We start from the raw sequence: 21520 nt of genomic DNA, 5'->3' as shown, positions 1-21520 counted from the left end.
AAGGTGCGGACCCCCCGACCGATCGCCGATCGAGCGTGTCGAACGGTGTCGGGCACTTCAGTTTGCTGCCTGCTCGTGTCCCGCCACATCGAAATCAGGTCAATCGAATGCGCGGATCTAGGATCCGATAGCTGATGTCTGCAAAGAGGTTGCTGAAGGTATATGCCACCGCAATGAGGAGAGCACAGGCCTGTAACAGAGGACCGTCACGGGTCTGGATTGAATTTAACAACAGCTGACCCAGGCCTGGATAAGCAAAGACGTTCTCGACGATGATGAGACCCCCCAGGAGCCATCCGACGGTGGTTGCGACGACAGTAATCGTGGGCAGCATCGCGTTGGGAACGGCGTGCCGGAATATGACCCTCTTTCTCGAGAGTCCCTTCAGGATCGCCGACCGCACATAGTGGCTGTCCATCGTCTCGATCACGCTGGCTCGCGTCATACGCATGATGTATGCAAAGAGCGCGATGGTCAGGGTGAGGGTTGGCAATATCAGGATTTCGGGCTTCGTCAGCGGCGTCTCGCCGCGGGGTATGGCGCTGGTAGTCGGCAGCCAGCCAAGCTTTAACGCGACGATGATGGTGAGGAACAGCCCGGTCACGAACTCGGGCAGTGAAATACCGATCATTCCGATCAGGCTCACGGCGCGGTCGCCCTTGCTGTTGGGACGCACCCCGGCCCATATGCCCACCAGCACTGCTGTTGGGACCGCAATCAGCAACGCAGATACAGCAAGATATATTGAAGGTAAAAGACGATGACCCACAATGCCTGTTATTGGCTGTCGCTGTACCAAGGAGGTGCCCAGGTCGCCTTGCACTGCGCCCCAGATCCAACGTCCATATCGCTCAGGGGCGGAGCGATCTAATCCCAGCTCTTCGCGCAGGTGCTTGATGTTCTGCTCCGTGCCGTACTGCCCCATCAATCTTTCCGCGGCATCACTCGGCAGGGCCTCCGAAACCGCGAAAATGACCGCCGAGACCACCAAGAGGGTGACCACGATCAAAGCGAAGCGCAGCGTCAGAAAGCGAACCATGTGTCCGGCACCGTCTCAGAAGCGTTTGGGACCAATCGTGTTCAGCTGTCTGTGGGCACCGCGATTCGCATCGTAGTGCGGGCATGACGTGCGTACAGCGTCTGAAACTGATCAAGTTCGTTGTACGTCGGGGTCTTTCGTGAGTTGGAGACCTGATGCCGGTTGAATTCTCAAGTACCGCCAGCTGGCCGAGGCGCTGACTGCTTGTCTGCACACCTTCCTGGCTGCGGACTCCTAGTCCTTCTCCACCCGACCCGGACCAGGACGGACGACGGCCGAGACGGCCGCTCGGTTCGTTCGAACCGCATGGGTGCGAGGCGTACGCTGGCCTTGCGCTCTTCGTACGTTGAGCGCTGAGTCAGGTTCGAATGCCAACGTTCTTGTCGATCGTGTTCTTTGGGTCTCTCGTCGGTGGGCTCGGCGCACTCGCTGCGGCCATCGTGTTCCCGGAGCGACGCGTGAGCGCTCTCTATGTGTCGACGGCGTTGCTGGTCGTGGTGGGCTGGCTCTCGATCCTCTCCATCGGGATCTTCATCCTCATAGTGCCGTTCTGCACAGGTCTCGCTGCCGCCTCACTGAGCCGCCGGCGACGCCGCCACACCGAGAGCCCGCAGTAGCGCCCCTGACGAGTTCACCTCGTTTCGTTCCCCCACGCGCCCGCCCCTCGCGATTTCATCTCGGCGTGCACGTGGCACTTGCGTGCTGGTCGCGCGAGCCCGGGCAGCTCAACGCATGGTTGACGCTGCGCTGGAGGCGAAAGCACTGTCAGGCCTCGTCGAGCTGAACCACCCAGCAGACAGCCAAGCACTAAGAGCGTTAGCGGGTTGGGCGGTTGTGGGGTTGCCAGCGGTTGCGGTGGTCGATGAGTTTGATGGTGATGATCAAGGCGACGGCGAGGGCGAGTTGGGCGAGGCGGTGCTCGGGTTTGCGGTCGGTGTTTCGTCGCAGTTGGCCGTAGTTGGACAGCCATGAGTTGGTTCGCTCGACGCGCCAGCGCAGCCCCAGCGGCGCTGTGACCGGTTCTGCGGGGCCGTCGTGGCCGGGTCTGCGTTTGGGGGGCCGCACCAGATCGCAGATGCCCGCCGCGGCGGCTGACCGGTCGACGCGGGCGCCCCAGTAGCCGCGGTCGAGGTGCAAGGTCTCGGTGTCGTGATGCAGCCCCCGCCGTTCGATCTCGGCCACGGTCGGGCCGAACAGCATGATGTCGTTGCGGTTCGCGCCCGCGGCGGCCCACCCGACCGGGATCCCCGCCCCGTCGATCGCGATCGACCACTTCCAGCCGAGTTTTCGCCTGTCCACGGGGCTTTTGCCGGTCCCTTCCCCACCGCAGGGAGCTTTGTGGGTGGACCCGTCGATGCACACGTCATCGAGGTCGAGACCCACGATCCGGTCATAGGCGGCGATCGCTTCGGCCGCGATCCGCTCGAACACGCCCGCAGCGACCCACTCGTCGCGGCGCGACCGCAGCGTCGTGTCAGACACCTGCCATCCCAGCAGCGCCTCCGCGCACTGCCACGAGCAGCCCGTGGCCAGCCGCACCAGGATCCCCCAAAAGCACAGCCGGTCCGGTATCCGGGGCCGATGCCCCCTGCCAGGGCCGCCCACCGGCCGCACAGGCAGCATCGGCTCCACCGCCGCCCAGATCACATCCACCACCTCAGGCTCCAAAGCGCGCATGATGAAACCGGCCTCCACGGGTTGTCTTGTTCGGACAACCCGACCAATACACCGGGGAACCAGCCAACCCGTGGATGGCCAATCCGCGCGGCCTCTAAGCCTGAATCCACCGGTGTGGTGGGTGTGTGGGGGTTGCCGCGTCCGCGAAAAAGGCCTCCTGATCTGCGACGATTGTGATGTCGAAAGCCACATTCGTCTCAAAAACAGGAGGCACTTTTTGTGTCTGGATCATCGCGCAGGCTGGACCGGTTCGCAACGACGTTCGATCATGAGGGCCTGGTGGCCAACGCGGGCCTGATCCTGGCGGGAACGCTGATGGACCGTCTGGGTCTGTTGGGGCTGATCGAGCGGTGGGTGCGCACCGGTTCCGCGAACCCAGGCCCGAAGATCTGCACGGTGGTCGCCGCGATGCTCGCTGGCGGCACTCACATCGATCATGTCGAGATGCTGCGCGCCGGGCGCACCGGGAGGGTGCTGGGGTTCCGCCCGATGGCGCCGTCCACGGTGGGGTCGTTCTTGCGGACGTTCACGTTCGGTCACGTCCGCCAGCTCGAAGCGGTGCTGTCGCGCACGCTCGCTCGCGCATGGCAGTTGGGAGCAGGCCCGGGCCGTGCGCCGCTGACGGTCGATGTGGACTCCACGGTCTGCGAGGTCCACGGCAAACAAAAACAGGGCGCCGCGTACGGCTACACCAGCGTGCTCGGCTATCACCCGCTGCTCGCTGCACGCGCCGACACCCGCGAGGTGCTCGGCGCACGCATGCGCAAAGGCTCCGCGGGGTCGTCGCGAGGCGTGGCGCGCTTCGTCGACGAGCTCGTCGCGAACCTGCGACGCGCCGGGGCGACCGGGCCGACCACGGTGCGCGCCGACTCGGGATTCTGGTCATGGAAACTGATCGACCGTCTCGACGCCCACGACATCAAATGGTCGATCACCGTCGCCCTCAGATCCTCTGTGCGCACAGCGATCCAAGCGATCAGCGACGACGCGTGGGCCGACATCGACTACACCAAAGACGGCCACGCCCAAGTCGCCGAGACGACCTATGCCACCGGCCGCGGCAAAGCCAAGCGCACCGTTCGTCTCGTGGTGCGCCGCACCCGCCTCACCAACAGCGCACAGCGACGGCTGTGGCCCGACTGGCGACACCACGCATTCAACGCCAACACCGAACACGACACCGCCGCCGCGGATGAGTTCCACCGCGGCCACGCCGTGGTCGAGCTCGCCATCCGCGACCTCAAAGAAGGCACCGGGCTCGAACACGTCCCCTCAGGCCACTACGGCGCGAACTGCGCACCGCTCGCCTGCGCAGCGCTCGCCCACAACATCGGCCACTGGACCGACACGCTCGCCGGCGCGCCGGCGGCCACGAACCGCTCGCGCCGCACCCGACTCGTCGCACTCGCCGCCGTGCTGGTCAACCGCTCGGGCACACCCACCCTGCGATACCCCGCCCGCTGGCCCTGGGCACCACAATTCACAGCCACGCTCAGCGCTCTCAGGGCTCTGCCCGGACCCTCCGGCTAAACGGCACAGCCCGGAACTGACGCCCCCACACAAACCCAGCGTCGACAACCCCAAACCACACCCGCACCCCTAGCCGAACACGCCCAAACACACCAAACCACACCCCCAACAACCCGACGCGACCCCAACCCGCCACCGGCCCGCGAAACCCGCGCTCACCAACAACCAATCGGTGGATTCAGGCTAAAGGAACGGTTCGGCTGGCCGATGAAGCCACGGTTGGGGCCCGAGAGGACGTGGCAGCCCGCGTTGCCGATGGCCCGCCACGCGTAGTACAGCTGCTCAGGATTGTGTCGGCCCGGTTTCGACGATGGCGGTCACTGTCTTGCGGCCGAGTCCTGACACCTCGGCCAGATGCCGGAGTGATGCGCCGGCACGGTGGGCAACACGGATCATGTCGTCGCGAATCGCTGCTTCTTTGTCCGCACGCTCGGCGCTGAGGCCGACGACCGCCAAGGCGGCTGCAATCTCGCCGTCGAGGCCGCTGCGGTACTTGTCCATCGCAGCCTGAGCCGCCGACACGTCGACTTCGCTGTAGCTCATTGCAACTCCCTCAGGCCTGTGGCGAGCTTGTCACGTATCGCCATCAGTGTCGCTACCCGAGGCGACAGGTCGCCGACTGCCTCGGCGTCGTTGAGATGAGCCAGAACCATGCCCAGCAGTTCGAGGGCTTCCACCCGCTCCAGCTCCATGCCTACCATTGGTCCAAATGTAGCCGTTCATGGCTCGAAATGGACCACTTAGAATCGTTATCAAGGCGCGAGCAGTCACCCGGCACGCTGATCAGACAAGGGCGAGCCAGGTGACGCAGTAGACGTCGTCGGGGGTGATCTCGGGGAGCGGTTCGGGCGGGACGAAGGGCTGCAGGCCGAGGTCGCGGATGACCCGGACGATCGCTTCGGCTTGTTGGGCGGGGTTCTCGGAGCTGTTGAGCGCTGCTTGGAAGGTTCGGATGGTGCGTTCGGGGTAGGGCGCCTGGATGGTGTCGATGTTCCGGTCGATACGTCCGTGGCGTCCCAGGGTCAGCTTGGCGCGTCGCGGTCCATATGGCTAAGGCGGACTTTGATCGCTGCCCAGAGGGTCTCGGCGTATTCGCGAAAATCCTGATATGTCGCTAGCACGGGGTCGCCGTCGTGCAGGATCGAATCGATGTCCCACAGGTAGGTCGGGGGAGCCAACCTTTGTGGACCCCATTCGTCGAGCATCGACTCGACGAGGCCGAGAGCTGAGGTGTACCGGCCGAGCGACGCCAGTGCGAGCACACGGTTGAGGTTGGCGAGATCGGCATCGCCGCGCCCGGAAGCCACTGCCCGTTCGAGCACGTCGAGAGCGGCCTTCGGCTCGTCGGGCAAAAGGCAGAATCCGAGGTTGTTGAGCGCAATTTGGCTGTCGGGCTCAAGGTGGAGAGTGGCTTCGAAGAGCGCCACTGCTTCGCGTCGTCGACCTTCGGTGATGAAGCTGGCAGCGCTGCCGACGAGTCGTGCTGAAAGCTGGGAATAGGGCGGTGGTTCGGCGGCGAGCCGGTCAGCCATAAGCAGGGCGAGGTCGTTCTCGGAAACTGCGCGCACCTCCATGTCTTCCGCTGAACACGGCGCTGGGTGTTGACCGTGCAAGTAGAGCCATTCTCGGCGCAAGGACGGGACAGACCACTCCCAAAGAAACGTTCTCGTGAAGCGTTCGACGATCCATGTTCCATCATCATCGGAGTGTGGGTCGGGAAGCGCGAGCGGTCGTGAGAAGCGCTCCGGAGCCGGCGGCATCCAGTCCAGGAGTTCCTCGAGGCTGCAGGCGAGTGACCATTTGATGATTGCTCCGTAGAGATCTCCCAACCATGCTCCATCGGAGCGGAATGGCCCGGAATCTGAATCATCTGTGCCGAATTGCTCGGCTACCGCTGCCCATCCACCTGTGTGATCGAACGATTCAGGCTCGTCACGTCTGTGGAGAGACCCGAGGAGGTGCGCAAACGCGCTTCCTGCGACAGCGAGACGAACATGGGGCAAGAGGTGCTCATCAGGGTCGAGGCCTCTCAGTTCCGCGCAACGGATGAGCTCGTAGATCCGGTCCTTGCGTTCTGCGGCTTGGTCGTTGTCTGCCGGCGGCGGTTCACACGATTCCTCGAGGATCCCCCGCAGAATCGCAGCGAGGCGCCAGCGAGACGGAGGCTTCGTCGACTGATCGTGGAGGTACACCTCACGCGAGTCGTACGCCTTGAGGTGTTTCTGGGCATTCCTTCGAGGGCGAGGCCGCCGAACCCTGATTGCCGTCAGGCCATCACCGAGAGGGAATTCTTCGGTCGGTCCCGGAGCACCGTGTCGAGCCAGCAGGTCCATGCATTCCTCACCGCAGCCCCTCAGATCCGGCGAGATGTCGATCGAAGATGGGCAGTCAGCCGTGAGTTTGGGATGTTCGCATCGCTCGCTGTAGTCGCGTAGCGCGCGCAGGAATATCTCGCGCTCCTGCGGGTCGGTAGGCAAGTCGTCGGCCATTAGCGGTAAGCGTCCTTGCGCGCTCTGATTGTCAGCACGACGATGCTGCCCTCGTTCGCCGCATAGATGATGCGGTGGCTTCGACCCAGTCGCGCTGCCCGCTTGCCCTGAAGCGATCCCTTCAGCTTGTGCCCGATAGCGGGGTCGTCATCAAGACGGCCGATGATCTCGCGTGCCTTTTGCGCAAGCCTCGGTGGCAGCTGTGCAAGATCCTTCGATGCGCGACGCGTGAGCCCTGGCATTGATCTTCGCTCAGTCCAGTTCTTCGAGCGGGATTACGTCGCCGGATGCCAACTGTTCCTCGGCCTCGGAGATGGCGGCCATGGAGTCCGCGTCAGAGAGGATGTTGAGAGTCTCGATCAGCGCCTCGTATTCGTCGTGGCCGATAATCACCGCCGCAGCACGACCGTGCTTGGTGATGATGAAGTCAGCGCCGGTGGTCGCGGCTTCGTCCACGATCTCGCTCAGCCGGTTCCGAACTTCGCTCAGCGGCGCTGACACTCGGTTGCGGATTTCTGCGGGGTGCTCTGTCATGGCCGTATTGTACAGAAGTTAAGGCAGATTGCTAGCGCGTTATCGGTCGGCGGTCGCCAGGTATGGGACGCGTGTATTGCCAGAAGCGCATTGCCTCGGCAACTCCAGGCTTTGGCAACGACAGCTCGAGGATGCGATCCATCGTCTGGTCCGGTCGGTTTTTCGCTTCATCCATGACAGTGCCTCACGTTGATTTGGACACTACTGAGCAGCCGCGGAACCCCTCGGTTGATTTTCTGTGCCCCGGCCGGCGGCGATCGTCGCTCCAGGCTCTGCTGCCGCCTGCGGTGCGTCGCCGAAGGAGGCGGCTCAGCAGTCGCCGTAGCGAGTGACTGGACTTGCTCGTCGGGCCTCGGCTCCTATCGGGAGGATGGAGCTCTCAAGTTCTTGGCCTCCGTGCTTGTCGCACTAGATGGTTAGTTCCAAGGTTTTAGTGGTCGTATGCGGTGAGTGAGCGTGCTGGTCGGCTGTGTCGGTAGGTGTCGTTGTGCCAGATGGCGGCGGTGAGGGCGAGGAGCCGTGTCGCGATGCGCACGGCGACGCCGGCGCGGGTGCGGCCTTTGTGGCGTTCGAGGGTGAGTTGGCCTTTGAGGGTCCAGTTGATCGATTCGATGATCTGGCGCAGGGGCCGCAGGAACTTTGCGCGGGGCCGCGGGGCCTCGGTTCGGGTGGCGGGGCGCAGCACGGTGATGCCGTCGTCGTTGAGGTCGGCTTCGAACGCAGCGCTTCGGTAGCGGTTGTCGGCGATGAGGGTCTGGCCCGGCCGGGCGATGCGGGCCGCGTCGATCATGTCGGCGCAGACTTCGCGTTCGTCGGCTTTCGCGTCGGCGAGAGCGAACGCGACCGGCAGACCTGAGGGTGTGGCGACAAGGTGCAGCCGCAAGCCCCAGAACCAGCGGGAATGCGACGCGCACCAGCCGTATTGGGCCCATCCCGCGAGGCCGGAGCGCTTTTGGGTCTCGCGGCTTCGGCCGCACTCGACCGGGGTGGAGTCCACCAGCCACACGTCGTCGTGCCACGACTCGCACTCGCGTGCGAGACATCCCATGACCCGAGCGATCATGTCGGCGCTGCGCCGCAGCCGCTTGTTGTACCCGTCGCGGTTCGCCAGATACGCGAACCACGGCCGCAGATGCGCGTGGGCGTAGCGCATGAACTGCGACTCGTTGTCGAAGCCCAGCAGCGCAGAGAACACCGCCAAGGTGACCAGCTCCGCGTCGGTCAGCTTCGGGGCGAACCCCACCACAGGCCGCTGCGGCGCCAACCCAGGGTTCTGTGCCAACAGGTCATCGATCCTCACATACAGTGCGGCCGCGAGGGTGTCCAAGTCCGGGCCCATGCTGAGAACCTCCAAGATCGAAGCGTGAATACACACCCCGAGCTTGGACACCCTCACCCCACAACCGGTGGACCCCACCCCTAGGAACTAACCATCTAGAACCCATGGGCAACGAGGGGCAGTTCATGTCGCAGGCGTCCTCAGTCGAAGAGGTCATTCAACGACCCGCTCCGCAGGTGTGGGAGGCCCTCACCGATTGGCCGAACGCCCACCGGTGGATGCCCGGAATCGAATCGATGACGGCCGAGGGAGAAACCGCCGAAGGGACGAAGCTGACATTGCGCGCTCGCGGCGCAGACCGCTCAAGCACCATCGCCCAATGTGACCTCGGTCGGTCGATTGTGCTGCGTTCGGCCCAGGGCGGCGTGACGGCGGACTACACCTACGAAGTCCACGAGTTCGACGAGGACTCGGCTCGAGTCACACTGGTCGCCAACTGTCAGATCACGGGACTGTGGTGGAGCTTGGTCTCGCCCCTGCTTCGCGTCGCTGTGCGACTCTCCGACGGCAAACAGCTCAGACTCCTGAAGGCCATGGTCGAGGGAGGCTGACGGATCGGTCGTTCACTGCGCGGAAGTTCGACCTCGAAGCACCCCGTCGAGATCCTCGGACCTCTCAACGACGTGTTCGCCGACCCTCAATGCGCAGGCGCACTCTCGCCGGTGTTCGTGGGCCGACTACCCGAGCGTCGCATCAACGATGTCAACACTGCGTCGCGCTACCGCATCGAGAAGGCGGGTGGGTGCGCCGGATGATCGCACAGCAGGCGGCAGTTCGTCGATTTCGGCCAAGAGATGAGCGGGTGCCTCGCGGGCGATGCGAATGACTTCGGCAACGGCCCACTCGGGATCGGCCCCGATTTCGCGCGCCATGGCACGCCAGTCGTCTGTGCGAGCACCCACACCCACGTCGTATCCGCCTCCCAGAGCCATGGCGAGGTGGACGTCACGGGCGGGAACGTCGATGTATGGCAGCCACGAAGCGACGTCGTACAAGGGCGCCAGCCGGCAGGCACCGCCAGGAAGATGCAGGAGAGCGTGGTTCTTGCCATGGGCATCATTGGCGACGATGACCCAGCAGTAGACGAGCCGTTTGAACAACGCAATTGTGTCGGCGGCGACGTTGCTGCTGTGCGAGCGAAGCAATCCAGCGATGTCTTGCGTCGACGGCCCGCCGTCGCGCTGGAATCGCAGAGCGGCGGGAAGTCCGAACGCCTGGCACATGTCCTCCTGGTGAATGCGCTCGAGAGCTGCGATTCCTGATACCGGGCGGGCACGGTCAAAACGCTGCACGATGAGCGTCTCGAGCCCGCCGATCAACCCGACTTCGGCTTCGGAGACCCTTTCGAGAGCCGATGGGCGGTCCACAGCGTCGGTTGCCCCGTCGGGCTCGAATTGGACAGCGCCAGCACACTCGGTACCAATCGGCGTGCTGAGCAGATTGAACGGATCGATTGAGGCTGCCCCGACGAGCAGGCGCCACTGCTCGCGGTCTGCGGGCAGATCTGGTAGCAGGCCATCCAGCCAGGTCTCGATGAGGGGGGCCGACATGGGGTTGGGTGCGCAACGGCAACGACAGCGACACTGGGACCGCATCGGGTTGAGCGAGGTAGTCGGCGCCGTAGGTCAGCCGGGTGCCTCCGGGATCTCGCGAGATCCTTGCGGCTGGAATGCCGCCGATGCGCACGAGCAGCGGCGGCGGCGTCATTCGAACGGCGCCAGTGCGTCTAGGTAAGTGAGGCGATCGGGGGTCTGTTTCGCGAACGACGAGGTCGCATTCGAGTGCAATACAGATCTTGATGAGGCCGTCAACCTGCATGGTCAGTTTGCCTGCCTCGGCGTCGCACACCAGCTTGCGCGACACGCCGGCCTCGGTCGCCAGCGCCTGCTGTGTCATTCCCAGGTGGCGCCGGCGGTCGGCGACCACGTTGGCCAGCGACCCCGGCGTGCGAACAATGAAGGCTGCCAACGGCTTCATTCGGACAAGCGTGCTGGAATGTCACCGTTCGCATACATTCTTGCAGACGTCACCGCACGCACACAATCGGGCATGTGTTACTGAACGCACACACCGCCAAGAGCGTCTGACCGACATTCCCCAACCCGGCACCAGCCACCGCCATGGGCGATGTCACCGACGGAGGCTGGATGCAATAGCCCGAAAACGCGGCGCAGTACTGTGGTCGGGTGACGTCACAGACCGAAACGGCCACTGTTGCCGAACTCAAGAATCTCCTCGCCGATCCAGCGTGCCGCATCAAGCTCCATGACTTCATCAGCGACGAGACAACGCAAACCATCAACGACGTAGTCGACACTCAGTGCGAGGGGCATGACGAGTGCCTGCAGGCCTACGAGAGTGCCTCCGCAGGTCTGCTCAAGCTGCTGGTCACCGGCTCGTATTTCTCCAACAGCGCCGACCACGACAGGGCATGGGCACACGCGATCCGTTTGCTCGCCAATCGGATGCCGTACACGAACTCGGCCCACGAGTCGGTCATCAATTTGCAGCACCACGTCACGCTGCTGGCCATTTACGCAGTCGCCTTCGGTGCCGCTGCGGCCGACCGCATTGACCCGATCGCTCGAATCATCGGCACGGTGCGAGCTGAGGAGGATGACCGGCCGGGGCGAATCACGTACTTGGTCAACTGTGATCGGCTGAAGAAGCCGGACGAAGCTCCGATTCAGGCATCGCACCGTCTGTGGGTGGTACTGCGTTCGGTCACAGAGGAGTTCATCCCGAGCACCCAGGAAGATGCCGTATTCGATTCCGTGCTCGATGAAGTCGAGTACTTGATCGGTGTGACCCACGGCCGAACCACAGCTGAAGGAAACGGCCCCGTGGGGTTTGGGGCGATTCAGATGCAACTACCCCGCACCCCGCCTGATCGTCTCGTGCGGCGCCACCTGGACACCCTGATCGCGCATGGCGCTTTCGAAAGCGTCGAGCAGTTCTATCTCTGCCGCGACCGATACAACAAGGCGTACGCAGAGGCAGCTCCATCCTGAAGCCGGTGCGCGAGAGCGCATTCGTTCACTTGCCAGCTGAACCCGGTGGGCATCTGGGGGTTTGAGCCGATTGGCGTGCGCATCAGCCAGCCCGGCACTGCGGATCAGGCGGCTACCCGTCGGCGTCGGCCTCCGTCACCTTGTAGCCCGAACGGCGGATTCCCACCCGGGCGGAGTCGCCCTCTGACTGAAGCAGGCATTCCACTCATCACCGACTTCTTTGCCATGCATTTCCCGCGTTTTATGGTCGCGAGCTTCGGTTACTTTCCGGACTCAGCACGCTGGTGGTTCTATCTCGGGCGTGCTCCTGGGTGGGAGACGCTCAGTTCCTCCGAGCACGCCTCCACTTGCTCCACGTACCACTTGCCTTGAGAAGTGATGCGCGCCCTCAGGAGTCCCCGTGGCGTCCCGTTGAGGTCGCGCAGCTCCTATTGCGGCTCTTCTCATCGAAGCTGGGACCTGGGTGATGTGAGGGTCCGCTGTTGAGGCGGGGGTCTCGCGGATTGTTGTGGCTCGTTGAACGGTCCAAGACTCGGGAGGCCCTTGGTGGTTGAAGTTGGTTCTGTGGTGTTGCTGGGCGCGGATCGCGTGGAGATCGCGCGGGTTCGCGTCGAGGGCGGCGAGATCGTGGTGTGGGTGCACACGCCCGACGCGCGGATGGTGTTGTGGGGTGCGTGCGGTGCGCGGGCGCGGTCCAAGGGCCGCTGGGAGGTGCGGCTGCGCGACGCGCCGGGCCCGGGCGGCGCCGGGTGCGAGGTGCGGTGGCGCAAGCGCATCTGGTGGTGCCCGAGGGTCGGGTGCGAGGTGCGGGCATGGATCGAGGAGTGCGGGCTGGCGGGTCCTCGGCGGGTGCTGGCCCGCCGGGCCGCGCAGTGGGCTGTGGGCCGTCTCGCGGCGGTGGAGGGCACCGTTGCGTCGGCGGCGCGTCGGCTGGGGGTCGCGTGGGCCGCGGTGTGGTCCTCGGTCGCCGACGACCCGAAACGGGTGGGTCCGGCGGCGCGGCCGGGGCTCGACGAGACCGTGACGGGCTCGGCTGGGCGGCTGCGCCGGCGCCGCTATGTGAGCGCCGCTGTCGATGCCGCGGCCGGGCAGGTGCTCGACGTCTTCGACGGCCGCGATGCCGCTGACGTGGGCAGACGGCTCGCGTCTGAGCCTCCGGAACGGCTCGCAGGCATCGAGGTCGTGTGCTGTGACCCCCACGAGGGCTACCGCAGCCGCATCACACGCGCACGCCGCGACACGCACCTGAGCGACAGCGTGAAGATCGCAGCCGACGCGTTCGGGATCGTGCGCCTCGCGAACCAGGCGCTCGACGGCGCCCGCCGACGCGTCCACAACGAGACCACCGGGCACCGAGGCCGCAAACGCGACCCGCTCTACCATGCTCGCAAGCTGCTGCTCACCGGCGCGGAACGGCTCGACGCCGCCGGGTGGGACAAGATGCTCGCCGCGCTCGACGCAGCCGACCCCGCAGACGAGATCCGCGAGTGCTGGGTCGCCAAAGAACACGTCCGCGACATCTTCCGCGCACACGACCCCCACGACGCCGCACCGCACCTCGACGAAGCCATCGACCGGTGCGAGCACCCCAGCGCCCCGCCCGAGCTCGCCACCCTGGCCCGCACGCTGCGCCGCCGGCACACCGAAATCGCAACCGCCGTGCGAACCCGCACCAGCAACGCCCGCACCGAAGCAGCCAACACACGAACCAACCACGCCAAACGATCAGCACGAGGCTTCCCCAACCTTGCCGACAACCGGCCCCGCATCCTGCTCGCCGCCGGCCCCAAGGCACGCCAAACTCAACCCGTCACACAAATCAGAACCCGACGTCCCAGCTTGGTTGCGTAGAGCCGGCAATGCACCTCGGTGTCGCTGCGGCTCAGTTCCACGAGAACGGTGCCCGGCCAGGGGGCGTACACACGGCTGATCCGCCGCGCGAGTTCCACAGAGACGTAGCCACCGTCCTCGGCGATTGCGGCGTTCGTGGAGAACCGCGGGTAGCAATCGGGGAACGGGGCCACATCGGCCACCGGTTGGGTGCCCGACTTCGTCTCGGTTTGGGTGCGCCCCGACTGCTGCACCTCGAAGAGCCGATCCACAATTCCGGGCAGCGCCGCGAAATCCTCGACGGATAGGTCGGATGCGACGACTGCCATCCCGTCGAGCGAACACGACGGGTGTGGCTCGGTCTTCCACTCGGAGATGTCGGCGACACCGAACTGCCGATCGACCAGCAGCAGATCCCCTGGACGGGCCGCGCCTACTTCGGCGGCACCGAAATCGTCGCCCTCGGAATTGCGAGGCCAACGCAGGGCTCCGCCGATCACCGGCTCCGCCCCGGTCTCGTCAACCTGCTCGTCGTTCGCGAACAGCAGCAGATGACCCATGCCGAAGCGGTCGATCCCCACAACGCATTCGTCGGCGATGTCGAGTTCGACGAACGCGGGGTCGAAGGCCTCGAAGTTGCCAACTGAGACCAGCTCAACCGTCGCGGTATCGGCCGCTGGGGCGTCATCGGACGACGCATCAGTGAATCACTCCGAGACATTCCTATAGATGTCAAGTGCGGGTTGTGAGGGTGGCGAGGTCGCCTCGCAGTGTGCGGTAGAGCTCTCGGGCGACGAAGCGTTTGAGGCGGCGGATGGCTTTTTTTGGTCTTGCCTTGGGCGAGGCGGCGCCCGAGGCTGCGCAGTGCTGGGTCGGCGGCCTGGGCGGGATCGGCGAGGCGGTCCGTGTCGGGCCGCAATCGAGCGCACACGGCGGCGGTGCCCTCGAGTGTCCGGCGGGTGTCGAGCTGCTCACGCAACGCAGCCGGAGCGGTGACGAGCAGATCGCCGATCTGGCACAACGCGGCGGCGCGGGCCTTGACGGCGCTGTTGCGGGTGACGCTGAGCTGGCGGATCGCCTCGACGATGCCGGTGGTGTCGGTGGCGGCTGCGGTCGCTTCGCCCGAGAGCACCTTGCGCGCAGCGGCCTCAGCGTCGATGGTGTCGTTCTTGCCGCGACGCGAGCGCAGATGAGGGTGCGGCTGGTTGAGCTCGATCACCCCGCAGTCCTGATCGATCAGCGACCGGGTCAGGGCCGCACCGAAAGACCCGGTCGACTCCACACCGACCGCGGCGATCGCGCCGAACGACGCGAGCCAGGCGTGGGCCGAGCGGTAGCCCGCACCCGTCGCCGGGAACGACTCTGTGCCCAGTACTCGGCCGAGCGGGTCGAGTGCGGCCACGACATGGAAATCGGTGTGGCCCGCAATCCCGCCGATCACCGCCTGTTGTGAGTCTGGCATGCTGATGTCGGCCATCTCGGAGCGGCTCGCGTGCCGGGACGGGACGGACAAAATAGTGATGGCATCTGTGGGCGCAGGTTCCTATGAGGTCACGTCGCTCGTTCCGGACCGGCCGCAGCTGGCAAGTCCAAGGAGCCGGCCGACAACATCGACGCGTCCCGGGCAAGGTACCCGCAAAACACGGGGCCGGTTTCGCGCCAAGCCAGACATCGACGGCCCGCTCCCCGCGCACATCTTCACTGTTTCGTGGAGGCTCTGTTCCTTGAGAGGATGGAGCAATGCCAGGAAATGGGAGATATCCAGCCGAGCTGCGTGAGCGTGCGGTGCGGATGGTGTTGGACAATGAGCGCCTGTACGGGTCGCAGTGGGAGGCGATCTGCTCAGTCGTGGAGACGCTGGGGCCGACGCCGGACCCGACACATAGTTGGCGAGGTCGGCCATGAGGGACGGGACCAAGTCGTGCGGCGGTGCCACATACATCGCCCCATCGGGTGCTCTCTGCTGGCCCCCGACCCACACGGGTCCCCGTCAACGACTCGGGGGCTGTATGTGATCGAAGATGCGCTCGAGTATCTCGATGCCATTGTCGCCGCATGGCATGAGAGCGTCAGAGGTCGGTGCGGTGAGCTGTCTTCCCACCGTGAAGCTCCTGTTGCTAGATCATGGTTTCTCGAGCGAGTGTTGAGAGATTGCTGATTACCGCGTCGAGATAGCCAGGATCTTTCCGCTGTGGGTCGTGCACCGCGCTCAGCTGGAGAGTCAGAGCCGCGCCAGCGTGGGTGATGAGGGGGACTGCGCCCAGGTCCATGCCACGGAGACCGACAGATGACGGGAGAATCGCCAATCCTTCGCCGGCGGCGGCCATGGCGAGCGCAGCGTCTGGAGCTGAGGTCTCGAATGCGATTTCGGGGCTGAGATTCTCGATGCGACAGGCTGAATCGAAGAGAAGTCTGCTCCCAAACGTCTCGTTGAGAGCCAGAATAGGGAAGGTACACGCTTGTTGAATTGTCATTGCATTTGGCCCCGAAGAAGGCGAAGACCTCGATTGACGTCTGATGGCTATGAGGGTGAGATCGACGAGAGGATGCTGCACAAGTCGCGGTGACGGCCCTATGAATGCGACGCCGAGTCGGATCTCATGCGCCTCGATGAGCTCGGCGACCTTCGCTCCTCCGGCCTCGACCACTTTGCACTCCACGTTCGGAAAGTCCTTTCGGAAGGTCTGCAAGAACGGAGCGATGAGCCGTTCGATCGTCCACGGGGTTGCACCGATACTGAACTTCCCGAGTCGCCCCCCACGCAGTTGCCTGGCGGTTTCAAACAATGAACTCTCGCTCTGCACAAAATCCGTACAGTGTCTCCGCAGAGCTTCACCAGCCTCAGAGAGCCTGATCCCACGACCGACCCGGTCAAACAGAGCGATTCCAAGTTCGGTCTCGATCCGTTGGACCTGGCGAGACAAGGCGGATTGGGAGATGTTGAGATGTGTGGCCGCAACGGTCATGCTCCCAGTTCTGGCAATCTCGAGGACGGCTTTGACGTACCGTGCATCCATCGATGCATTATACGCAAGCCCAAGGACGACTCGCGTGCTAATCTTGCATCATCAGCGGCTTCGGCCCGTGGGAAGAGAGCGCGATGGCACCATCAGGGGCGGCACCGGCCGTCTCCGGATCGGTAGGAGCTTGGCTAGGCCCTCAAGCCCAAGGGTCTGCTCGGGCCACCGTCTTGATGCGAGGTGCCGCGTCACCAAGCAGCTTGAGGACCATACGCGGGACCGTCGATCGCATGCCGAACATGGACCAATAGAGGGATGGTGGGTACAGACAGATGAAGAAGGATGAGATTGCTCTCGTATTGATGGATCTCCAGAACGACGTTGTTCATCCGGAAGGTCTCTTCGGAAAGTCGGGACTTGCAGATGTCGTCAGAGAGAGGAGCGTCCTCGAGAACTCCCATGCGGTTCTCGAGCGAGCCAGGCAGCTTCGGATGCTAGTGGTCCATGTAGCTCACCAGTATCGAGCAGGTCACCCCGAGGTAGGCCAGGGAATGGCAATCTTCGACTCAATCAAGACAGCAGACGCAATGACCGAAGGCAGTTGGGGTGCCGAGCCCCACGAAATGGTTGCACCGATCGAGAACGAAATCGTTGTACCCAAACGCCGAGTCAGTTCCTTCTATCAGTCAGACCTTGACCTCGTTCTTCGACTTGCCGGAATCAAGACAATTGTCTCGGCCGGTGTTGCCACGAACATGGTGGTCGAGGCAACAGTGCGAGATGCCGCCGACAGGGGTTTCGCAAATATCGTACTTGAGGACTGCTGCGCGAGTTTCGATGCTGAGGACAACGAGTTCTCGCTCAAGAATATCATCCCCAAATTCGGACGAGTGATAACAACACTAGAGTTTCTCGATGAGTTCACAGGAAGAAGTTAGAGAAGATGGTAAAACAGCCCAGAATCAACGTGCCCGATTTCAGTGACAAAAAGGTTGCTGACACCGTCCTTGAACAGCTAGATGCGCCTCATATGTCTCGGCGCGATCTACTGAAGCTTGCATCCGCAGGTGTTGTTGCTGCGGCTGGTTGGCCGCTACTCAGCGCCTGCGCTGGGGCGACCACTGGAGGGAGCACAACTACAACGGCTACAACGGCGGCTGGCAGCCCGTCGACCACCGCAATCGTTGCGCCGAAGAGTGGGCAAGTCGCCAACATCATTCGGGTTGAGCAGGCCTACTTCCTCGATCAGGACGATGGGGCTAAGAAGGCCGCCAAGATCCTCGGCCTTGACTACGCGGCAACTTCGTCAAATCAGGATGTGCTTCAGCATATCAGCCTGGTGGAGCAGTTTGTAGCGGGCGGTGCAAAGATGATTATCCAGGGCAATGTTGATGGTTCAGACCTTCGGCCAATCATCGAAGCAGTTACCGCGAACGAGGCGTACCTTGCAAACATGTTCGTAACTGATCCGTGGTTCACGCCATTTGACGCAGGCGAGTACTACGTGTGGTATCTCGACTTGTTCGAGTCGGAGAATCTTGCGCGGACAACCAGGATAGTGCTTGATGCGATTGGCGGAGAGGGTACGGCAATATACGTTGAGGGCCTTACTGGCGCCTCAGTGGCAACCACGCGGAAAGCCACGACCCTGAACGTCCTGGAGAATGAGTTCCCCAACGTTAAACTCTTGGCCAGCCAAGACGGAAAGTGGAATCCGGTCGATGCGCAGAAGGCCGTTGAGGACATGGTCGCTGCGGTCGGCATGCCTGACGTTATCCTGTGCGACAACGACGGCGAGGCAGCAGGCGCTGTCGCGGCGGTCGAAGGCCTCGGAATGACGCCCGGGGTTGATGTCCTTATCTCCGGCCAGGATGGCAATCGAGACGTCCTTGACATGATAGAAGACGGACGTGTCTATGTGACTGGATTCCACTCACCAGCCTATTTCGGAGTGGCACCGGTTGTGAGATGCTTCGACGCTCTAAACGGGGTGAAGCTTTCAGCACCCGAAAGGCAGATGGGAGTAGCCGGGGCCATCCCCGTACTTCAGGACAATGTAGCCCAGGTCAAACGACGTTTCATTGAGACGGACAACCTCCCATTCGACCCAGTATTGATGTCTAAGGTTCACCATCCTGACGATTGGGACCCGATGCACGAACTCCGCGCTCTCGTCCTCGAAGATCACTGGGCACCGTTTGGCGAGGCAATCTTTGAAAAGCCCGACGGTTGGGGCCCGCCTGAGTACGTAAGAGCTCTGGAGGCTGGCGAGATGGAACAAGTAACCCAGATGTATGCCGATCACTACCAGATTAAGATGGATGACTTCAACTACAAAGGTGTCCCGGTTCCAGAATAAGTTCTCCCGAGGAGAGGACGCCGGTCAATTCCCGTCTTGCCGTAAGGCAGAGCACAGAAAGGTTGGGCATCTGAGTGCCTGTGCTAGAAGCGCCGCTCCTAGAGGTCCGCGAACTCTGTAAGTCCTTTCGCGCAGTAGCCGCGTTGGATCATGTTTCGGTGCAATTCAACCGAGGGGAGATCGTAGGTATCGTCGGTGAGAATGGGGCCGGAAAGAGCACCCTACTCAACATACTGTCAGGGACAGAACGTCGGGACTCGGGCAAAATTCTGCTCAACGGCGACGGAGAGATAGCTCCGAGGAACTACCTAGAGGCCAACCGCCTCGGAATCTGGCGAGTCTTTCAAGATCCCGCAGTTATTCCAGGGATACCTGTCTATGAGAATCTCTTCTTAGGTCACGCAGACAAGTTCTCCCGACTTGGCTCTGTCTTGGACAAGCGAGCGATGGTTCGCGAGGCGAAACGCATTGTACATGAGATGCGGCTCGAGATTGATGTCACCCAACCCACATACCGGTACAATTTCGCAGTTCGGCAAGCCCTGGAGGTCGCCAAAGCATCGATGCTTTCCGAAGTCTTAGGCCTCGAGTCGAGCGTCGTCCTGTTTGACGAGCCCACCACAAGCCTGTCTCACGTCGAGGTTGAGGCCCTCTTGGCTCTTATGCGCGAACTACAACGGCGCGGATCATCTGTCGTCTTCGTATCCCATCGGCTGAGCGAGATTTTCTTGGTATGCAGTCGCCTATATGTAATGAAGGATGGAGTCCTAGCTGCCGAGGTCATGGCGGACGAGACGGAGCCGACTGAACTTCACGAGCTGATGGTCGGCAGGGTCAGAGAGAAGGACTATTACTTGGAGGGTGAGCAGGTCGAGGTGACCGGGAAGCCGGTCAGCGTCAGAGTCACTGATCTGAACCTGACCGGTGAGTTGTCGGACATTAGTTTCGAGGTCAGGCAGGGCGAGATATTGGGCCTTGGCGGAGTGATTGGCTCTGGAAAATCTGAACTTGGACGGGTACTGGCCGGACTGTCGAAACCGGATAGCGGGACAATTGAGATCAACGGCACTGGAGTAGTAAACAGGCTGAGCCCTTCGAAGGCTAAGGCCGCCGGGATTGGCTATGTGCCACCAGATCGCTCATTCGAGGGGATTATCGCGAATTTCTCCGTCGCATCGAATATTTCCCTGCCGAGCGGCGAAAGCGATCGATTGGGCTTCACCAATAGGCTCGGTGTATGGAACCTCGGCAGAGAACGACAAGTGGCACGAGACGCTGTCGAGAAATTCAGAATAAGGGGTACGCCTGGCGCCCTCGCGGCTACTATGAGCGGCGGAAATCAGCAGAAAATAGCTGTAGCGAAGTGGGTGCGTCGAGAACCCGTGGTCCTCATCCTCGACAATCCAACTCGGGGGGTCGATGTAGGCGCAAGGGCCGAGATTTACCGGATCATTCGAGATCTCGCCAGAAGTGGGGCGGCGATAATTCTGATTAGCGACGACCTGGTTGAGCTTGTAGGATTGAGTAACCGAATACTGGTGCTGAACTCGGGGACTATCGCCACAACGGTCGACGCGCCGCCGGATCAGAAACCAAGTGAACAAGAAATCGTTAGCCACATGATTGGTGCGCTCCAGTTCGCTGAAATGGGTGACCCTTGAGTACAGACGACGGTTATTCGACGCAGACGGATTCAGAGCCGCGCCGCGAACTAGCTGCTCGTGGCGGGCTCTCCTTCCAGTTATCGCCCGGCCTTAGGAATAAAATACTGCCATTTGTGTCACTACTTGTCCTCGTCATGTTCTTCGGCGTACTCGAACCCCGATTCTTGACTATCTCGAATTTTACGATTGTTGCGTCCCAAGCGGCTCCGTTATTGTTCATCACGTTGGGAGCCACGTTCGTTGTGCTAATGGGCGGCATCGACCTGTCAGTTGGATCGGCGGCAACGTTGGCGTCGGCGTTCGCTGCGGTGTTGGTGCGTGACTACAATATTGGGTATTTGGCTATGCCCGTCGCGATCGCCGTCGGCATCACGACAGGTCTCCTCAACGGCCTGATAACGACCTATTTTCGGCTTCCATCCTTTCTGGTGACGCTGGGTACTCTTTCGATCTTTGGCGGGCTTTCTTTACACCTGCTCCAAGGCCGCTCGGTCCCCGTTGGAAATCCGCCATTTAGACAACTAGCTATCGGCCAACTCATCCCCAATCTTCCAAATGCCGCGCTGTTCGCTCTAGCGTCATCTGCCGTACTAATCTTCGTTGGAAGCTGGACCAGATTTGGCCGGTACATAGCGGCTATAGGCGCGGGCGAGGCCGTGGCGACCGTAGCCGGAATTCGCGTTCGACGGTACAAGATCTACGCATTTACGGTCTCAGGTGCGTTTGCCGGCGTGGCTGGTGCATTCATCTTGGCGCGTCTTGGCTCAGGCTCACCTCAGGTTGGTGCGAACTTTCTCCTAGATAGCATTGCTGCCATCGTCGTTGGGGGAACAGCGCTAAGCGGAGGAGTCGGTGGGGTCCACAGGACGCTTCTGGGTGTCACGATAGTCAGCATTCTAAGCAACGGCCTGGGTATCATGGGCGTCAGTTCGTTTACTCGAATGATGATCGTCGGATTTGTGGTGATTTTGGCGGTCGCTACCACGATCGACCGCGAACGGATGATGAATGTTGTCAAGTAGATTTGGCCAGTTATTGCGGCCTGGCCACGTTCTGGGCGCGAGATAGACGGCGCAAGATTGTAACTG

At 62.5% G+C, this 21520-nt stretch carries 21 protein-coding genes and 2 pseudogenes; 10 read left to right on the top strand and 13 right to left on the bottom strand.

Translation table 11 applies throughout. From position 1 onward, the window contains the following. Nucleotides 1-94 precede the first annotated feature (94 nt). Entirely contained in the window at nt 95-1039 is a 945-nt protein-coding gene (locus tag ACQY5K_RS07045; protein WP_428121408.1) for an ABC transporter permease, read from the bottom strand. A 368-nt stretch (nt 1040-1407) separates the two neighbouring features. On the opposite strand from ACQY5K_RS07045, the gene ACQY5K_RS07040 reads away from it, so the two are divergent. After that, the gene (locus tag ACQY5K_RS07040; RefSeq protein ID WP_428121406.1) at nt 1408-1656 is read left to right on the top strand and encodes a hypothetical protein; all 249 of its coding nucleotides are present in this window, start codon (nt 1408-1410) and stop codon (nt 1654-1656) included. Between the two features lie 199 nt (nt 1657-1855). Here ACQY5K_RS07040 and ACQY5K_RS07035 read toward each other — a convergent pair whose 3' ends face one another. After that, nucleotides 1856-2734 (bottom strand): IS5 family transposase, encoded by an 879-nt coding sequence (locus ACQY5K_RS07035; RefSeq protein WP_428121404.1) that lies wholly within the window; start codon nt 2732-2734, stop codon nt 1856-1858. Nucleotides 2735-2935: 201 nt separating this feature from the next. Between ACQY5K_RS07035 and ACQY5K_RS07030 the strand changes: the two genes are divergently transcribed. Then, on the top strand, nt 2936-4246 hold the full coding sequence (locus ACQY5K_RS07030) for an IS1380 family transposase (RefSeq protein ID WP_428121402.1): 1311 nt from the start codon (nt 2936-2938) through the stop codon (nt 4244-4246). A gap of 282 nt (nt 4247-4528) precedes the next feature. Here ACQY5K_RS07030 and ACQY5K_RS07025 read toward each other — a convergent pair whose 3' ends face one another. From ACQY5K_RS07025 to ACQY5K_RS07000, 6 genes are all read right to left on the bottom strand, one after another. Continuing rightward, entirely contained in the window at nt 4529-4789 is a 261-nt protein-coding gene (locus ACQY5K_RS07025; protein WP_428121399.1) for a hypothetical protein, read from the bottom strand. Then, nucleotides 4786-4947 carry a hypothetical protein gene (locus ACQY5K_RS07020; protein WP_420623162.1) on the bottom strand — a complete coding sequence of 54 codons (162 nt, stop codon included), beginning with the start codon at nt 4945-4947 and terminating at the stop codon, nt 4786-4788. The genes ACQY5K_RS07025 and ACQY5K_RS07020 overlap by 4 nt, the downstream gene beginning before the upstream one ends. Before the next feature lie 321 nt (nt 4948-5268). Beyond that, nucleotides 5269-6735, bottom strand: a complete 1467-nt coding sequence (locus ACQY5K_RS07015; protein ID WP_428121396.1) for a tetratricopeptide repeat protein — start codon at nt 6733-6735, stop codon at nt 5269-5271. After that, a complete protein-coding gene (locus ACQY5K_RS07010; protein WP_428121394.1) occupies nt 6735-6977 on the bottom strand; it encodes a type II toxin-antitoxin system RelE family toxin in 243 nt (80 codons plus the stop codon). Before ACQY5K_RS07010 ends, ACQY5K_RS07015 begins: the two co-directional genes overlap by 1 nt. A 10-nt stretch (nt 6978-6987) precedes the next feature. Continuing rightward, nucleotides 6988-7269 carry a type II toxin-antitoxin system Phd/YefM family antitoxin gene (locus tag ACQY5K_RS07005; protein WP_428121392.1) on the bottom strand — a complete coding sequence of 94 codons (282 nt, stop codon included), beginning with the start codon at nt 7267-7269 and terminating at the stop codon, nt 6988-6990. A gap of 430 nt (nt 7270-7699) precedes the next feature. Beyond that, nucleotides 7700-8608: an IS982 family transposase gene (locus tag ACQY5K_RS07000; protein WP_428121389.1), complete on the bottom strand. Its 909-nt coding sequence runs from the start codon at nt 8606-8608 to the stop codon at nt 7700-7702. A gap of 104 nt (nt 8609-8712) precedes the next feature. On the opposite strand from ACQY5K_RS07000, the gene ACQY5K_RS06995 reads away from it, so the two are divergent. Next, nucleotides 8713-9159, top strand: coding sequence for an SRPBCC family protein (locus ACQY5K_RS06995; RefSeq protein WP_428121387.1), 447 nt, complete (start codon nt 8713-8715; stop codon nt 9157-9159). Between the two features lie 126 nt (nt 9160-9285). On the opposite strand, the gene ACQY5K_RS06990 is transcribed toward ACQY5K_RS06995, so the two are convergent. Together ACQY5K_RS06990 and ACQY5K_RS06985 are read right to left on the bottom strand one after the other, a co-directional pair. Further along, nucleotides 9286-10158, bottom strand: a complete 873-nt coding sequence (locus ACQY5K_RS06990; RefSeq protein WP_428121385.1) for a HipA domain-containing protein — start codon at nt 10156-10158, stop codon at nt 9286-9288. Between the two features lie 46 nt (nt 10159-10204). Beyond that, a pseudogene (locus tag ACQY5K_RS06985) lies at nt 10205-10315 on the bottom strand (hypothetical protein); the annotation flags it as partial. Nucleotides 10316-10794: 479 nt separating this feature from the next. Between ACQY5K_RS06985 and ACQY5K_RS06980 the strand changes: the two are divergent. Both ACQY5K_RS06980 and ACQY5K_RS06975 read left to right on the top strand, forming a co-directional pair. Further along, entirely contained in the window at nt 10795-11619 is an 825-nt protein-coding gene (locus ACQY5K_RS06980) for a hypothetical protein (RefSeq protein ID WP_428121383.1), read from the top strand. Between the two features lie 564 nt (nt 11620-12183). Beyond that, the gene (locus tag ACQY5K_RS06975; RefSeq protein ID WP_428121381.1) at nt 12184-13470 is read left to right on the top strand and encodes an ISL3 family transposase; all 1287 of its coding nucleotides are present in this window, start codon (nt 12184-12186) and stop codon (nt 13468-13470) included. Here the strand turns inward: ACQY5K_RS06975 and ACQY5K_RS06970 are convergent. Continuing rightward, nucleotides 13422-14009 carry a hypothetical protein gene (locus tag ACQY5K_RS06970; RefSeq protein WP_428121379.1) on the bottom strand — a complete coding sequence of 196 codons (588 nt, stop codon included), beginning with the start codon at nt 14007-14009 and terminating at the stop codon, nt 13422-13424. The two genes, ACQY5K_RS06975 and ACQY5K_RS06970, sit on opposite strands and share 49 nt — an antisense overlap. Nucleotides 14010-14503: 494 nt before the next feature. Beyond that, nucleotides 14504-14911: pseudogene (locus ACQY5K_RS06965) on the bottom strand (IS110 family transposase); the annotation flags it as partial. A 278-nt stretch (nt 14912-15189) separates the two neighbouring features. On the opposite strand from ACQY5K_RS06965, the gene ACQY5K_RS06960 reads away from it, so the two are divergent. Then, nucleotides 15190-15354 (top strand): hypothetical protein, encoded by a 165-nt coding sequence (locus tag ACQY5K_RS06960; protein ID WP_428121377.1) that lies wholly within the window; start codon nt 15190-15192, stop codon nt 15352-15354. A 212-nt stretch (nt 15355-15566) separates the two neighbouring features. On the opposite strand, the gene ACQY5K_RS06955 is transcribed toward ACQY5K_RS06960, so the two are convergent. After that, complete coding sequence (locus ACQY5K_RS06955) at nt 15567-16466, bottom strand: LysR family transcriptional regulator (RefSeq protein ID WP_428121375.1); 900 nt, start codon at nt 16464-16466, stop codon at nt 15567-15569. Between the two features lie 275 nt (nt 16467-16741). Between ACQY5K_RS06955 and ACQY5K_RS06950 the strand changes: the two genes are divergently transcribed. The 4 genes from ACQY5K_RS06950 (at nt 16742) to ACQY5K_RS06935 (ending at nt 21454) form a co-directional block, all read left to right on the top strand. Continuing rightward, entirely contained in the window at nt 16742-17347 is a 606-nt protein-coding gene (locus tag ACQY5K_RS06950; RefSeq protein WP_428121373.1) for a cysteine hydrolase family protein, read from the top strand. Nucleotides 17348-17352: 5 nt separating this feature from the next. Then, a complete protein-coding gene (locus tag ACQY5K_RS06945; RefSeq protein WP_428121371.1) occupies nt 17353-18768 on the top strand; it encodes a sugar ABC transporter substrate-binding protein in 1416 nt (471 codons plus the stop codon). 74 nt (nt 18769-18842) lie between these two features. Continuing rightward, a complete protein-coding gene (locus tag ACQY5K_RS06940; RefSeq protein WP_428121368.1) occupies nt 18843-20429 on the top strand; it encodes a sugar ABC transporter ATP-binding protein in 1587 nt (528 codons plus the stop codon). After that, nucleotides 20426-21454, top strand: coding sequence for an ABC transporter permease (locus tag ACQY5K_RS06935; protein ID WP_428121365.1), 1029 nt, complete (start codon nt 20426-20428; stop codon nt 21452-21454). The genes ACQY5K_RS06940 and ACQY5K_RS06935 overlap by 4 nt, the downstream gene beginning before the upstream one ends. The last annotated feature ends 66 nt before the right edge of the window (nt 21455-21520 follow it).

This window comes from Candidatus Poriferisodalis sp. (genome assembly GCF_965262965.1).
Taxonomy (GTDB): Bacteria; Actinomycetota; Acidimicrobiia; order Acidimicrobiales; family Poriferisodalaceae; genus Poriferisodalis.
The sequence above is the reverse complement of the archived record's forward strand: the minus strand, read 5'-3'. Positions and strand labels throughout refer to the sequence as shown.